Annotated in this window: 14 protein-coding genes; 12 read left to right on the top strand and 2 right to left on the bottom strand. The window is 65.6% G+C overall.

Features of this window, described 5'->3' with window-relative positions:
- Nucleotides 1-9: 9 nt before the first annotated feature.
- Both gcvPA and gcvPB read left to right on the top strand, forming a co-directional pair.
- Entirely contained in the window at nt 10-1,356 is a 1,347-nt protein-coding gene (gene gcvPA, locus HDIA_RS06275) for an aminomethyl-transferring glycine dehydrogenase subunit GcvPA (protein ID WP_099555372.1), read from the top strand.
- Nucleotides 1,353-2,930, top strand: a complete 1,578-nt coding sequence (gene gcvPB, locus HDIA_RS06270; protein WP_099555370.1) for an aminomethyl-transferring glycine dehydrogenase subunit GcvPB — start codon at nt 1,353-1,355, stop codon at nt 2,928-2,930. The genes gcvPA and gcvPB overlap by 4 nt, the downstream gene beginning before the upstream one ends.
- Before the next feature lie 123 nt (nt 2,931-3,053).
- Here the strand turns inward: gcvPB and HDIA_RS06265 are convergent, their stop codons facing one another.
- The gene (locus HDIA_RS06265) at nt 3,054-3,686 is read right to left on the bottom strand and encodes a helix-turn-helix domain-containing protein (RefSeq protein ID WP_099555368.1); all 633 of its coding nucleotides are present in this window, start codon (nt 3,684-3,686) and stop codon (nt 3,054-3,056) included.
- A 189-nt stretch (nt 3,687-3,875) separates the two neighbouring features.
- Here HDIA_RS06265 and HDIA_RS06260 point away from each other — a divergent pair, with 189 nt between their 5' ends.
- From HDIA_RS06260 to otnC, 9 genes are all read left to right on the top strand, one after another.
- Complete coding sequence (locus HDIA_RS06260) at nt 3,876-4,385, top strand: Dps family protein (protein WP_099558742.1); 510 nt, start codon at nt 3,876-3,878, stop codon at nt 4,383-4,385.
- Between the two features lie 487 nt (nt 4,386-4,872).
- On the top strand, nt 4,873-6,912 hold the full coding sequence (locus tag HDIA_RS06255; protein ID WP_099555366.1) for an FAD-dependent oxidoreductase: 2,040 nt from the start codon (nt 4,873-4,875) through the stop codon (nt 6,910-6,912).
- Between the two features lie 6 nt (nt 6,913-6,918).
- Nucleotides 6,919-8,481 carry an ammonia-forming cytochrome c nitrite reductase subunit c552 gene (locus tag HDIA_RS06250; protein WP_157775372.1) on the top strand — a complete coding sequence of 521 codons (1,563 nt, stop codon included), beginning with the start codon at nt 6,919-6,921 and terminating at the stop codon, nt 8,479-8,481.
- Between the two features lie 65 nt (nt 8,482-8,546).
- Nucleotides 8,547-9,125 carry a Tll0287-like domain-containing protein gene (locus HDIA_RS06245; protein ID WP_099555362.1) on the top strand — a complete coding sequence of 193 codons (579 nt, stop codon included), beginning with the start codon at nt 8,547-8,549 and terminating at the stop codon, nt 9,123-9,125.
- Nucleotides 9,126-9,230: 105 nt separating this feature from the next.
- The gene (locus HDIA_RS06240) at nt 9,231-9,686 is read left to right on the top strand and encodes a globin family protein (protein ID WP_099555360.1); all 456 of its coding nucleotides are present in this window, start codon (nt 9,231-9,233) and stop codon (nt 9,684-9,686) included.
- A gap of 114 nt (nt 9,687-9,800) precedes the next feature.
- A complete protein-coding gene (locus tag HDIA_RS06235) occupies nt 9,801-9,998 on the top strand; it encodes a CsbD family protein (protein ID WP_099555357.1) in 198 nt (65 codons plus the stop codon).
- A gap of 256 nt (nt 9,999-10,254) precedes the next feature.
- Nucleotides 10,255-11,181, top strand: a complete 927-nt coding sequence (gene ltnD, locus HDIA_RS06230; protein WP_099555355.1) for an L-threonate dehydrogenase — start codon at nt 10,255-10,257, stop codon at nt 11,179-11,181.
- Nucleotides 11,178-12,452, top strand: coding sequence for a 3-oxo-tetronate kinase (gene otnK, locus HDIA_RS06225; protein ID WP_099555353.1), 1,275 nt, complete (start codon nt 11,178-11,180; stop codon nt 12,450-12,452). The genes ltnD and otnK overlap by 4 nt, the downstream gene beginning before the upstream one ends.
- Nucleotides 12,449-13,099, top strand: a complete 651-nt coding sequence (gene otnC / locus HDIA_RS06220; protein ID WP_099555351.1) for a 3-oxo-tetronate 4-phosphate decarboxylase — start codon at nt 12,449-12,451, stop codon at nt 13,097-13,099. The genes otnK and otnC overlap by 4 nt, the downstream gene beginning before the upstream one ends.
- 86 nt (nt 13,100-13,185) lie before the next feature.
- On the opposite strand, the gene HDIA_RS06215 is transcribed toward otnC, so the two are convergent.
- Nucleotides 13,186-14,211 carry a YeiH family protein gene (locus HDIA_RS06215; protein WP_099558741.1) on the bottom strand — a complete coding sequence of 342 codons (1,026 nt, stop codon included), beginning with the start codon at nt 14,209-14,211 and terminating at the stop codon, nt 13,186-13,188.
- Between the two features lie 168 nt (nt 14,212-14,379).
- On the opposite strand from HDIA_RS06215, the gene HDIA_RS06210 reads away from it, so the two are divergent.
- Entirely contained in the window at nt 14,380-15,282 is a 903-nt protein-coding gene (locus HDIA_RS06210; protein ID WP_099555349.1) for a LysR family transcriptional regulator, read from the top strand.
- The last annotated feature ends 14 nt before the right edge of the window (nt 15,283-15,296 follow it).

Raw genomic sequence — 15,296 nt, 5'->3', positions numbered from 1 at the left:
GGTTTCCCCATGCGCTATCTCCCCCTGACCCCCGATGATCGCAGCGCGATGCTGGCGGCGGCCGGTGCGGCCTCGATCGACGATTTCTTCGCCGACATTCCGGCCGACAAGCGCCTGACGAGCCTCGTCGACCTGCCGCGCGCCAAGAGCGAGCTTGAAGTCGAGCGCCAGCTTTCCCGACTTGCCGCGAAGAATGTTTCGGCCGGCTCGGTGCCGTTCTTCGTCGGCGCCGGCGCCTATCGCCATCATGTGCCGGCGACCGTCGACCACCTGATCCAGCGCTCGGAATTCCTCACCGCCTATACGCCCTACCAGCCGGAGATTTCCCAGGGCACGCTGCAGGTGCTGTTCGAGTTCCAGAGCCAGGTCGCCCGGCTCACCGGCATGGAGGTCGCCAATGCCTCCATGTATGACGGCTCGACCGCGACCGCCGAGGCCGTGCTGATGGCCCATCGCCTGACACGCCGCAACAAGGCCGTGCTCTCCGGCGGCCTGCATCCGCATTATCGCGCCGTCGTCCAGACGGTCAGCGACATGGCCGAGGATTCGGTCGACGCATTGCCGCCGGATGTGGACGGCACCGAGGGCATCCTTGCCCGGATCGACGGCGAGACCTCGTGCGTCGTCGTCCAGAGCCCCAACTTTTACGGCGAACTCATCGACCTTCGCCCGATCGCCGAGAAGGCGCATGCCAATGGCGCGCTGCTGATCGCCGTCTTCACGGAAGTGGTGGCACTCGGCGCCATCGAGCCGCCCGGTTCGCAAGGCGCGGACATCGTCGTCGGCGAGGGCCAGTCCATCGGCAACGCGCTCAATTTCGGCGGCCCCTATCTCGGCCTCTTTGCGACGCGCGAGAAATTCCTGCGCCAGATGCCGGGCCGCGTCTGCGGCGAGACGGTGGATGCCGACGGCAAGCGCGGCTTCGTGCTGACGCTTTCAACGCGCGAACAGCACATCCGCCGCGACAAGGCGACCTCGAACATCTGCACCAACTCCGGTCTTTGCGCGACGGCCTTCTCCATCCACATGACGCTGCTTGGCGGCACGGGGCTGGAAAGGCTGGCCAAGGCCAACCACGCCAACGCGGTCCTCCTCGCGGACAAGCTGGCGGAACTGCCGGATGTCGAGGTGCTGAACCGGACTTTCTTCAACGAGTTCACCATCCGCGTTTCCGACAAGGCCGCCGATGTGGTCGACCGTCTCGCCGAACGGGGCATCCTCGCCGGCGTGCCGGTCTCGCGGCTCGAATGGGCGGCAGAGGGCGTCGACGACCTCATCGTCGTCGCGTCGACGGAACTGAATACGGACGAGGACCGCGAGGCCCTGGTCGAGGCTCTGAAGGAGGTTTTGGCATGACCATGAACAGCATCGGCCGGCCGACCGCTCCTTCGGCCACCACTGGCACGGACGTCGAGACCTTCACCGGCAACCGGGGCCTCGACATCGAGGACGGCCTGATCTTCGAGGTCGGCCGCAATGACGTGACTGGCGTCGACGTGCCCGAAACGCCCAAGGTTGCCTCGCGGCTCGGCGCCCACGCCCGCAAGACTCCCATCGACCTGCCCGGCCTCAAGGAGCCGGAGACGATGCGGCACTACGTGCGCCTCAGCCGGCAGAACTACGCCATCGACCTCGGCGTCTATCCGCTCGGCTCGTGCACGATGAAGCACAACCCGCGTCTCAACGAGAAGATGGCGCGGCTGCCGGGCTTTGCCGACGTTCATCCGCTGCAGCCGCTTGCCACCGTTCCCGGCGCGATCGAACTCATCGCCGATTGCGGACGCTGGCTGCTGGAACTCACCGGCATGTCGTCGGTCGCCATGAGCCCGAAGGCCGGCGCCCATGGCGAGGCCTGCGGCATGATGGCGATCAAGGCAGCCCTCACGGCGCGCGGCGAATCCCGGTCCATCGTGCTGGTGCCGGAATCGGCGCATGGCACCAACCCGGCGACCGCCGCCCTCCTCGGCTACAAGGTCGTCGCCATCCCGGCGCGCGAGGACGGCACGGTGGACGTTGAGGCGGTGAAGGCGAAGCTCTCGTCCGATGTCGCCGCCCTGATGCTGACCAACCCCAACACCTGCGGCCTCTTTGAGCGCGACATCGTCGCCATCGCCGAGGCCGTGCATGAGGCGGGCGCCTATTTCTACGCGGACGGCGCCAACTTCAACGCCATCATGGGCAAGGTGCGGCCGGGCGATCTCGGCGTCGACGCCATGCACATCAACCTGCACAAGACCTTCTCGACGCCGCACGGCGGCGGCGGCCCCGGCGCGGGCCCCGTCGTCCTGTCGGAGAAGCTCGCCCCCTTCGCGCCGGTGCCCTTCGTGCGCTTCGATGCGGATGGCAAGGCGGAGTTCATCGAAACCCGCAAGCAGGCCGGCGACACGGCAACGCCCTTCGGGCGCATCGCCGCCTTCCACGGCCAGATGGGCATGTTTGTGCGGGCGCTCGCCTACATGATGTCGCACGGCTCGGACGGCCTGAAGCAGGCCGCCGAGGACGCGGTGCTCAACGCCAACTACGTCAAGGCGCGGCTCAAGGACGTCATGTCCCTGCCCTTCGGCGACCGCCACGTCATGCACGAGGCGCTCTTCGACGACAGCTTCCTGGAAGGAACCGGCGTCACCACGCTCGACTTCGCCAAGGCGATGATCGACGAGGGCTTCCACCCGATGACCATGTATTTCCCGCTGGTCGTCCACGGGGCCATGCTGATCGAACCGACGGAATCGGAATCGAAGGCCGGTCTCGACCAGTTCGTCGGCGCGCTGCGGTCTCTGGTCGCCCGTGCCAAGGCGGGCGATGCCGAAAGCTTCAAGGCCGCTCCAATCCACGCGCCCCGGCGGCGCCTCGACGAGACGCGGGCGGCGCGCCATCCGATCCTGAAATGGACCGGAGAACGGCCGGAGCAGCAGGAGGCGGCCGAGTAGAGCGGCGTGCGGTCATGTGGATTCATATGAGCGCCGTTCACGCCGCTCTATGCTCTTGAAAATGAAGCATAACGTTCTCGTTCATGCGCATTCGCTTGAACGCGTTGTGCTTCAGGGCTCGCCTCACTCCTTGGGGTAGATGATGATCGAGAGATAGGTCATCGGAAGCTCCAGCAGATCTTCCGGTCCATGGGGCGCGGCAGCATCGAAAAACAGCGTGTCGCCGGGCTCCATGAGATAGGTCTTGTCCGCGTGGCGATAGACCACCTTGCCGGTCAGCATGTAGATCATTTCCTGGCCGGCATGCTGGAAGGCCGCGTAGGGGCGCGCCTCCTCGGTGAGCGTGATCAGGAAGGGCTCGACGACCACGTCGGAGCCGAGCGAGCGGCCGATAAGCTGGTAGTGATGGCCCGCCTTGGTGCCGCGCCGCTCGATACCGACCCCCTGCCCCGCCTTCACATAGGAACAGTCGCGCCGTTCCTCGTAGCCGGCGAAGAGCGCCGACAGCGGCACGTTGAGCGCCCTTGAAACGGCATTGAGCGTCGAAAGCGACGCCGAAATCTGGCCGTTCTCGATCTTCGACATCATGCCCGAGGAAACCTTGGCGGCAGCGGCCAGTTCGGCGCTCGTGATTTCCAGCTGCTTGCGGTACTGGCGGATCTTGGTGCCGATCGCCTGCTCCAGCGTCAGGCTGCGCTCCCGGGGGGCGCCGGACCCGGTGCCGAGGTCTTCAAGCTCGCCAATCTCTTCGCTCATCGTCCCGCCGTTGCTTCATTTCCTGATCGCCTGCGGAGCGACAGTAGCAGCCGGAAATTGACCTGTCACAGGCGGATGACGATCACCGACGCAGCGCCCGCGAAAGGAAATGATGGCCGGAACCTCGCCGAGGCCGACGCGTTCTACCCGCACATCCAGACTTCCAACAAGAAACACCGGGAGATCGTCATGAAAGCCTCTGCGACGAACGTCACCAAGATTGACAATGCCAAGGGCGTGAAAACGGGTCTGACAGACCAGAACCGCAAGCAGATCAGCGAAAAGCTCTCCGAAATTCTCGAGGACAGCTACAGCCTGCTGATCAAGACGCAGATTGTGCACTGGAACGTGCGCAGCAGCGCCTTCCTTTCGATCCATACGCTGACGGAGCAGCAGTATCAGGCGCTGTTCGCCGCCATCGACGAACTGGCCGAACGCATCCTCGCGCTTGGCTACCATGTGCCCTCGAAGAACGGCACCGTCCTCAGCCCGAAGGGCTTCAAGGTCGATCCGTCGGCCTCGGCAGACGAAATGCTCGAACTGCTGGCCTCCACCCACGAGGAGTGCGCCCGCAAGGCCCGTGAAGTCGCGGAGGCGGCCGAGGACATGCATGACCTCGTCACCCACGACATGCTGACCGAACGCATCGGCGCGCATGAGAAGGCCATCTGGATGCTTCGGGCGCACAAGTCGTCCTGATCGCCGCATCTTGGGGCAGATAAACATCGAGGACGTCCCCTCCCCCCTTGCTCCTCAATGAAAACAAGCCCCCTCGAAGGCCCGGTCCCATCAGGATCGGGCCTTTTCGCATCGGGTCACGACGCCAACGCGTTCGACCGATTGCTCGAAAGCCCAGAAAATCGGCAAATGCTAAATTGCTCGCAATTTGACCGGAATGCACAGGTCGTCTGCATGTTTTGGCAGCGCCGGCCTGCCAGCCGAATGAGCCGGCATAACGACGCCAGTTTGAAATCATTATAGTTTTTAAGCCACCCAACCGGTGGCCCAACCTTTGCTTCCTTCTCTGCGACATCGCACCCAAGGCCGGGTCGTCGAGGTCTCGCCCAACGGGGGGCGTCCCAAAAAGGCAACGCTGCCACATGTCGTGCCGACCCTTTCCGGTCGCGCACGGACGGTGGCGTTTTCGGACCCCTCCCATCTGACGAACCCTGGGTGAGACTGCTCCATGACCATGGCCGCATCCCTTGGCATCGATATTACGCCCGACGTGGCGCCGCCGGCGTTCGTCGACGCCGGTGCTATCACCGCGGCACCGGATGCCCCCGTGATCGTGGCCGGTGCCGGTCCCGTTGGCGTGCGCATCGCGCAGGAGCTCTCGCGCAAGGGCAAGCGGGTCGTCATCTTCAATGCCGAGCGCTGGAAACCCTACAATCGGGTCAAGCTGACGCCGCTGCTGGCCGGCGATTCCCAGCTCGGCCAGGTCAACCTGCCCGAACGCTTTCCCGGCCCCGGACGCGTGGACCGCTACGACGGCGTCTCGATCGTCGACGTCGACCGCGAGAACCATCGGATCCTGACCTCCACCGGCCGGACGATGGACTATTCCAAGCTGGTGCTGGCGCTCGGTTCGCGCGCCTTCATTCCCGGCATTCCGGGCAAGGATCTCACCGGCGTCTACGCCTTCCGCAACCTTTCCGACACCGAGGCGCTGATCGCCCGCTCGATGTCCGCCCGGAAGGTGATCGTCATCGGCGGCGGGCTGCTCGGCCTTGAAGCCGCGCGGGGCATGAGCCGGCGCGGCGCCCATGTCACCGTCGTCGAACATGAAAGCCGCCTGATGCCGCGCCAGCTCGACGAAGCTGGCGGCGCGGCCCTGAAGGCCCGCATCGAGGCACTCGGCGTCACGGTCCGAACCGGCGAGCGGATCAAGTCGATCGACGGTACGGCGCGCGTCGAGGGCGTCACGCTTGGCGACGACAGCAGCCTTGCCGCCGACACCGTGATCGTGTGCACCGGCGTGCGTGCCAACACCCAGCTTCCCTCCGCGATCGGCCTTCACTTCAATCGCGGCGTCATGGTCGACGACGAAATGCGGACATCCGATCCGGACATCTATGCCGTCGGCGAATGCGCCGAGCATGCCGGCATGGTCTACGGGCTCGTCGGCCCCGGCTTCGACCAGGCGATCGCCGCTGCCGCCTCGATCACGGGTCAGCCCGTGCCCTATGAAGGGTCCGTGCTTGCCACCAAGCTCAAGATCCTCGGCGTCGACGTCTTCTCCATCGGCGACTTTGAGTCGATCGCGCAGCAGCCGGGCGTCGGCAGTCATGTCTTCGCAGATGCAGAGCAGGGTCTCTATCGCCGCCTCTTCGTCGACCGTGGACGGATCGTCGCCGCGCTCGGCGTCGGCGACTGGCCGGAGGCAACGCGGTTGCAGCAGGCCGTCACCCGCCGCGCCCGGATCGGCTTCCTGACCCTGCGTTCCTTTTCGCGCACCGGGCGGCTCTGGCGCGAGGCGGAGGACGGTCCTGGAGCCTGGCCGCGCGAGGCGATCGTGTGCAACTGCACCGGGGTGACCAAGGGCGCGATCCTCGATGCGGTCACCATGGGAGCGACGACCCTCGACGAGGTGCGCAGCGCCACCAGCGCCAATTCGGTCTGCGGCACCTGCACCATGCACGTGCAGGATCTTTTGGGAGCGGGCGACGCCAGACCGGAACCGGTCCGGTGGTGGAAATGGCTGGTCGGCCTTTCCTCGGCGGCCGGCATCATGGCGCTCGCCTCCTGGACCTTGCCGCGCATCGCCCTGCCGGAGCATTTCGTCATCGGCGAACTGCTGACCAAGCTCTGGTTCGACACGATCTTCAAGCAATGGTCGGGCTATATCCTGCTTGGCCTGACGGCCGCCGCCGCGATCCTCGGCCTGCGCAAGCGCATCCGGCTCTTCTCCAAACTTGGCGGCTACAACGGCTGGCGGCTCGTCCATCTTGCCATCGGTCTTTCCGCCGCCGGCGTGCTCGTCTGGCATACGGGCTTCCGGCTCGGCTCGAACCTCAATTTCTGGCTGATGGCGAGTTTCCTGACGGCGCTTCTCTTCGGCGCTCTCGCCGGTCTCGTCACTGGCGGCGAGCACGAACTCAGGGAACGCGATCTCGTCGGGTCCAAGAGCGCACCGCAGAAGCTACCGACCTGGATCCACATCCTCGCGCTCTGGCCCCTGCCCGTCCTGATCCTCGCCCACATTCTCGCCGTCTACAGCTACTGAGGTCCGGTGTTGCGTCTTCCCGCCAACAAGCTCCTCTGGACCATCTGGCTGCTGGCAACACTCGTTGCCGGCACGGCGGTCGCCGGCATCGTCTTCGTCGGCGGCGGACGGCAGTTCCTGCTGATCGGCAAGACGACCGGCGCGCATCACCAGATCGAGATGGAATGCGGTGCCTGCCACACCTCCGGCTTCTTCGCCGACAAGGCGAAGGTCGAGAAGGACATGAACAAGGCCTGCCTCACCTGCCACGAGGCGGAGCTGAAGCTTGCCAACGATTCCCACCCGGTGAAGAAATTCCGCGACCCGCGCAACGCCGACCGGCGCGAGAAGCTCGACGCCCTCTTCTGCACCACCTGCCACGCCGAGCACGTGCCGGAGGTGACCCGCGCGATCGCCGTCACCCAGCCGATGGACTACTGCCTCGCCTGCCACGACGACATCGAAAAGGAGCGGCCGACCCACAAGGGCCTCGAGTTCACCTCATGCGCCAGCGCCGGGTGCCACAACTTCCACGACAACACGGCGCTCTACGAGGAATTCCTCGTCAAGCATGCCGGCATGCCGGACTTCGCAGACCATCCGGTGATGCCGTTTGCCGCGCAGAGCCGGGCCGTTCCGGCCGTGTTGACGGCCATGAAGAGCGACGATCCGCTCGCGGCACTGACCGCCTATCTGGAAAAGGCCAAGTCCGACGATGGCGACGACCCGGCGGAGGCCGCCAAGGAGGCGCTCGCCAAGGTCCTTCTTGCCGGCGATGCCGTGGCCCCGCCGGCCTTGCTCACCCAAGAGGCCGTTGCCGCCTGGGCGGGCTCCGGGCACGCGCGCGGCGGCGTCAACTGCGCCGGCTGCCATGCGCCGAAGCTGGAGGGCACGGAGGCCGGCGACGTTGCTGTGATCGCGGCGAACTGGATCGAAAGCCCCGGCCTCGACGTCTGCCAGAGCTGTCACAAGCCCGAGGCCGCCAGCTTCCGCGAGGGCAAGCATGGCATGCGCTTCCACCCGAAGCTGCCCGGCCCCCGCGAGGACGCACCGGATCTCGGCGTCCTCACCGAGGTTGCGGCCAAAGTCTTCAAGGATGAACCGCTCGGCGCCATGCCGGTTTCGGAGGCGCTAATCCCGATGAAGCCGGACGCCCAGGACCGCATGACCGGCACCTGCAACGCCTGTCACAAGCCGCACGAGGTGGACCTGAAGGTGGCGGCCGTCGAGGCCTGCGCCTCCTGCCACGACGACGACCACACCCGTGCCTATTTCACCTCGCCGCACTACCGGCTCTGGCAGGCGGAGCTTGTCGGAACGGGCGAGCCGGGAAGCGGGGTTTCCTGCGCCGACTGCCACATGCCGAAGATCGAGAGCCGGCGCGGCGTCACCACCGAGCACAATCAGAACACAACCCTGCGCCCGAACGAGAAGATGATCCGGCCGGTCTGCCTCAGCTGTCACAGCCTGCAGTACTCGCTCGACGCGCTTGCCGACCCGGGGCTCGTTGCCAGCAATTTCAACGGGCATCCAACGCTGCACATCGAAAGCATCGATTGGGCAGTCAGCCGCACGGAGAAGACCAAGTGATCGCCAAACCCCAGGGTCTTCCCCGTGCACTATCGCACACTAGGTGCAATCAGGAGGGGATAGTGATGAAGAGGACCGTATTCAAGACACTCGTCGGCACCACCGTCGGTGCCGGCATGCTGGTCGGACTTTCGAACACCGTGTTCGCGGACGGCATCGAGCCGAAGCTCGTCACCGACATGCTGCATGCGGTGATGGCCTCCGACCGCGAGGTCTACACCAAGATGATCATCGGGCGCCTGACGATCGACCACAAGGTCATCAAGGCGTCCGAGTTCTTCGAGGATGACGTCGCCGCGCCGCTGCCGGCGCAGATGTTCCGCTTCGGCGCGGAACTGGTCGCCGACAAGACCGACGCCTTCTCCTACTCACTGCTATCGCTCTGGCCGATCAACAAGCAGAACGGCCCGCGCACCGATGTCGAGAAGGCAGGCCTCGAATTCGTCAACGACAATCCGGGAGAGGCCTACTACGGCGAAGAAGAACTCGGCGGGCAAAAGTATTTCACCGCCGTGTATGCCGATGTCGCCGTCGCCAAGGGCTGCGTCTCCTGCCACAATTCTCACAAGGATTCGCCGAAGACCGACTTCAAGCTCGATGACGTGATGGGCGGTGTCGTGATTCGCATTCCCGTCGACAGTTGATCGCCGCCAGAAGGAAACATTCCGCTCCGCGGTTCTCCCAGCCGCGGGGCACCCCGACGCCAACTGCCGCAAGGCCGATGCCATGAGACCCAAGAGGATCCCGACATGACCCCCGAACAAGTCAAACTCGTCCAGGAGAGCTTCCAGAAAGTCGCTCCGATCGCCGACGCCGCCGCCGACATCTTCTACAACCGCCTCTTCGAAGTGGCCCCCGAGGTTCGCTCGATGTTTCCGGCCGACATGTCGGACCAGAAGGGCAAGCTGATGAAGACGCTGGGCGTTGCCGTCCAGAACCTGCATCAGGTCCAGACCATCCTGCCGGTGGTGCAGGAACTCGGCGCCAAGCATGTCGCCTACGGCGTCAAGCCGGAGCACTACGACACGGTCGGATCGACGCTGCTCTACACGCTCGAAAAAGGTCTTGGCGACGCCTGGACGCCGGAACTCAAGGATGCGTGGACGGAGACCTACGTCACCGTTGCGACGGTCATGAAGGACGCGGCGGCCAAGGTTCCCGTGGCCGAGCCGAAGAAGGGCCTTTTCGCCCGCCTCTTCGGCTGAACAGCCGAGCCCCATTGTCGACCGGATGCCCGCGCTCATGGCACAGGGCGCGGAACTTCTCGGCAGGTCCCGACGTTTTATGGTCGAAGTAAAAGACAAGGAAGGAGCTTCGACATGAATTGGGATCAGATTGAAGGCAAGTGGCGCGAGATGACCGGCTCGGCAAAGGCCCAGTGGGGCAAGTTGACCGACGACGATATCACCGAAATCAACGGCAACCGTGAGAAGCTGGCCGGCAAGTTGCAGGCCGAATACGGCAAGACGAAGGAAGAGGTCGAGGAGGAAATCGACCGCTGGATGTCGCGTCACTGACATTCCGTTCCTGTTTGTTTGAATGACCCCGGTCCTGCCAACGCAGGACCGGGGTTCTTCATGTTCGGGCCTGACGGCATTGGCTCTGCCGGAGGCCAGCGGCATAGCCGTGCAGCAGGCATGGATTGACAATCCACGGCACTCCCAGTCTATTGGACGGAAACTGGTCTGGATACCGGACCTGATCAACAAACACATCGCCATGTCGGCCTGCGGGCAAACCCGTTGTGCCTGACCAAAGGCTGGGGGAGCCATCATGTCCAAGCCGTTGACCTCGACCGTGATCGGCCTTGGTGCCATGGGCTGGGGGGCGGCCGTCTCCCTGCTGCGCGCCGGCCTACCCACCCGAGGGGTCGACATCCGGCCCGATGTGCTCGCGCGTTTCGACGCCGAGGGCGGCAAGGCTTTCGCCTCGCCGGCAGACGCCGTCGCGGATGCTGATGTCGTGTTTGTCTATGTCGTCAACGCGGCCCAGGCCGAAGCGGTGCTCTTCGGCGACAATGGCGCGGTCACGACGGCCCGCCCCGGCACCATCTTCGCCAACTGCGTGACCGTTGCGCCAAGCGCGGCAATTGCCATCGCCAGGCGTCTCGAAGCGGCCGGTATGGTCGCCCTCGACACGCCCGTTTCGGGCGGTGCCGTCCGGGCCGCGGCCGGCGAAATCACCATCATGGCCTCAGGACCGTCCGCCGCTTTCGACGCCATTGCCCCCGCGATCGAGGCCATTTCCGCCCGCGTTTTCCGGCTGGGCGAAGAGGTCGGCACGGCGGCGCGGGTCAAGATGATCAACCAGTTGCTCGCGGGCGTGCACATGGCGACGGCCGCCGAGGCGATCACGCTCGCCGCACGGCTCGGCATCGATCTGAAGACCATGCACGAGGTGATCAGCGCCAGCGCCGGCAATTCATGGATGTTCGAGAACCGGGGCATTCATATCGTCGACGGCGACTACGCGACCCATTCGGCGGTCGACATCTTCGTCAAGGATCTCGGCATCGTGCGGGACGAGGCGGCCGCCTTCGGCTTTCCCACCGTCATCACCGAGGCCGCCTTGTCGCTTTTCCAGGAAGCAAGCGCGGCCGGCATGGGCCGCGAGGACGACGCAATGCTCGCCAAGATGCTGGCCGACAAGGTCGGCATGCCGGCGCCCGGCCGCGCGCCGGAGAAGGACAAGGCGTCATGACGACGCTGCTCGGCTGCATCGCCGACGATTTCACCGGCGCAACGGACCTTGCCGGGCTTCTGGCGCGAAGCGGAGCCAAGGTTTCGCTCCGCATCGGCGTGCCGGGCGAGCCGGCCCGTCCCGAGGACTGCGCCCCCTTCGAGGTCATCGCCCTGAAATGCCGGACAGCGCCCGTGGACGAGGCGATCCGCGACTGCCGTGCGGCCCTTGCCTGGCTGCGGCAGGCCGGCGCCCGGCGGTTCTTCTGGAAATACTGCTCGACCTTCGACAGTACGCCCGAGGGCAATATCGGTCCCGTCGCCGAAGCGCTGATGGCCGACCTTGGCGCGGAGCAAACGATCTACTGTCCCGCCTTCCCGGAAAACGGGCGCAGCGTCTACATGGGCCACCTCTTCGTCGGCCGGCAGCTGCTTTCCGAAAGCCCGATGAAGGACCATCCGCTGACGCCGATGCGCGACAGCAATCTCATGCGTCTTCTCGATCCTCAGGTGGAGGGCAAGGTCGGTTTGGCCGACCGGGCCGTTGTCGCCGCAGGCCCCACGGCGCTGGGGGGGTATCTGGCGCAGCTTCGTCACGACGGCATTGCGCATGTCATCACCGATGCCATCTCGGATGCCGACCTCGAAACCATCGCCCGCGCCTGCAAAGACATGACGCTGGTAACGGGCGGCAGCGCCATCGCCCGGCCGCTACCCACCCTCTACCGGGAGGACGGGCTGCTCTCGCGCGACAGCGGCGAGGCGAACCATCCCCCGATTGCGGAGAAGGCCGTCGTTCTTTCCGGCAGCTGCTCGGCGATGAGCCGGGCACAGGTCGCGGCCTATCTGGACCGGGCGCCGGGCTTCAAGCTTGACCCTCTCGCGCTGGCGAAGGACGGCACGGCGGCGGCGCGGGCCTGGCTTGCCGACCAGCCATCCGGACGCGCGCCGCTCATCTATGCCACGGCGGAGCCCGATGAGGTCCGCGCAGCGCAGGAGGCGCTCGGTGTCGGCCGCGCGGGCCAGATCGTCGAAGAGGCGCTGGCAGACATCGCCGTCGACGCCTTTGCGCATGGCGTGCGCCGGTTCGTCGTTGCCGGCGGCGAGACATCGGGAGCGGTCACGAAGGCGCTTGGCGTCAGCCGCCTTGCGGTCGACGCGGAAATCGCGCCCGGAGTTCCATGGACGTTCGCCGAGATTTCCGGCGAGCCGGTGGCGCTGGCCCTCAAATCCGGCAACTTCGGCAAGGAGACCTTCTTCACCGACGCGTTCGAAAGGCTGGACGAGCGATGAGCGAGGAAGCGCGCCTGCGCGAGCAGATCTGCGAAATGGCGAAGTCCATCTACGACCGGGGGCTGACCGGCGGGTCGAGCGGCAACATCTCGGCCCGGCTTTCGGATGGACGGCTGCTGGTGACGCCCACCGGGTCGAGCTTCGGCCGTCTCGATCCGTCACGGCTCAGCCTTTTCGATGCCTCGATGACGCTCGTTTCCGGCGACAAGCCGACGAAGGAAATGCCGCTACACAGCGCCTTCTACGAGACGCGGGGGGCAAAGGCCGGCGCCGTCGTCCACCTGCACTCGGCCCATTCGGTCGCCCTCTCCGTCCTGCCGGACACGGACCCGGACAACCTGCTGCCGCCTCTCACCGCCTACGGCATCATGCGGCTCGGCAAGGTCAAGCTCCTGCCCTATTACATGCCGGGCGATCCGGCGATGGGCGACGCGATCCGGGGCCTTGCCGGCCGTCGCAGCGCGGTGGTGCTCGCCCATCACGGACCGGTCGTCGCGGGCAAGGATCTGGAGGCAGCCGTCTACGCGATGGAGGAACTGGAGGAGACTGCAAAGCTGACATTGCTCACCCGTGGTCTCGGCGCGCGGTTCCTGAGTTCGGAGCAGATCGATACGCTGGTGCGCCGCTTCGATGTCGAGTGGGATTGAGAGGTATTGCGGGAAAAGGAACCTTCGAGGAAACGCGCGAATTCCCGATGAAGGGATCGGTCCCCTCTCCCGCAAATCCGTATCGGTCAGCCCGCCGTCGCCATCACGAGTGCCAGACCAAAGACTGAAATGAAGACCCAGGCGAGTGCCCCGAGCAGCAGTGGGCGCAAGCCCTCAGCCTTGAGCTTGACGATGTTCGTCTCCAGTCCCATCGCCGCCAGCGCCGCTCCGAGCAGGAAGGTCGTGACCGTGACCATCACCTGATGCGCCTCGGCCGGCAGCGAAACGAGGCTGTTGAATCCCACCATCGCGAGAAAGCCGAAGACGAACCAGGGCAGCGGCGGGCGCTGGCCGACCGGGCCGGTCGTGTCGCGAAAACGGATGAAGCCGATCCAGAGCACCAGCGGGGCAAGCAGGATGACGCGGCCAAGCTTGGCGACCGTCGCGACATGTCCGGCCTCCGTGCCGTCCTGGAAAGCCGCCGCGACGACCTGCGCCACCTCATGAATGGTTCCGCCGGTCCAGAGGCCATAGTCGACGGCGCCGAGGCCGATGGCATGGGCAATCACAGGATCGAGCAGCATGGCGAGCGTGCCGAAGACCGTGACGCAGGCGACCGCATAGGCGACGTCCTCATCCCTGCCTCCGGTCACGAGATTGGTGGCGAGCACCGCCGACGCGCCGCAGACCGAGGTGCCTGCCGCGATCAGTTCGGAAAGCCGGCGCTCGACACCGAGGAGTTGCCCCATTGCCTTGGTGGCCATGAAGGTCGCGCCCAGCGTCACGGTGACGATGAGGATACCGCGCAGGCCGATCGCGCCGATTTCGGAGAAGGTCAGCTGAAGGCCGAGCAGGATGACCGCGAGCCGCAGAACGCGCTTCAGCGAAAACGAGATGCCGGGCCGCACCACCGCCGGCAGGGGCATGAGATTGCCGACCCCGATGCCGATCACGATGGACAGCAGAAGCGGGCTCAACGTCGCGATGCCGAGTTCGTTGTGAAGCCCGAGGGCAATGGCGGCGATCGCGCAGGTGAGGACGAGACCCGGTACCAACCCCAGCAAGGGTGACAGGCCTGCTCCTTGCGGGATGTCCTTCTCTGCGGCACTCATCTCCGCTGCGCTGCCGATATCCGACGCCATAACCGCCTCCTGATCCGTGACCATGTTGGCGGTACTCTAGAGATGCCTGAATAATCGATCCAACGACTTGTTCTTTTCAAAACAATCGATTTTACTTGTTAACTGCGGATAGACCGCCGCGGGGAGTTTTTGCGGGTCATGACACTGGAGCAGCTTCGTATTTTCCTCGTCGTCGCCGAGCGGCTGCATGTCACCCGCGCCGCTGAGGCGTTGCACCTGACGCAGTCGGCGGTCAGTGCGTCGATCGCGGCGCTGGAGGAGCGCCACGGCGTGAAGCTGTTCGACCGGATCGGGCGGCGCATCGCGCTGACGGAGGCCGGCCGGCTCTTCGTCCCGGAGGCACGGGCAACGCTTGCCCGCGCCGAGGCCGCGACCCTCGTGCTGGAAGACCTCGGCGGTCAGGTGATGGGGCATCTGCGCATCCATGCGAGCCAGACGGTCGCCAGCTACTGGCTCCCGCCTCGCCTCGTCCGCTTCCACGAGCAGTTTCCGCGCGTCGCGATCAGCCTTTCCGTCGGCAACACCGCCGATGTCGCGCGGGCCGTCACGGAAGGCGCCGCCGATGTCGGCGTCGTGGAGGGACTGGTGGCCCAGCCGGATCTCGACATCACGGCCGTCGGTCACGACGACCTCGTGCTTGTCGTCGGCAAGGCTCATGACTGGGCGGAAAGATCGACGCCGATCAAGGCGGCCGAGTTCGGCAGGACAGCATGGATCCTGCGCGAACGCGGCTCCGGTACGCGCGCCGCCTTCCAGGCCATCCTCGCGGAAAAGGGGCTCGCTCTTGCCGACCTGGAGGTGACGCTCGAACTGCCGTCCAACGAAGCGGTCCTTGCGGCGGTCGCGGCCGGCCGCTGCGCCACCGTGGCCTCGCATCTTGCCGCCGATCCAGCGATTGCCGCCGGCAGCGTCATCGCACTGGCGCCCGACCTCGGCCGGCGGACGTTCTCGGCGCTCAGCCACCGCGAGCGCTACCGGACGGGAGCCGTCCGGCAATTTCTCGCCTGTCTCGAAAATCCGGAGAAATGCCTCGCCAAGTGAGGAGCCCCCTCTCG

The organism is Hartmannibacter diazotrophicus (assembly GCF_900231165.1).
Classification (GTDB): Bacteria; Pseudomonadota; Alphaproteobacteria; order Rhizobiales; family Pleomorphomonadaceae; genus Hartmannibacter; species Hartmannibacter diazotrophicus.
This window is presented reverse-complemented; position numbering and strand designations above follow the sequence as displayed.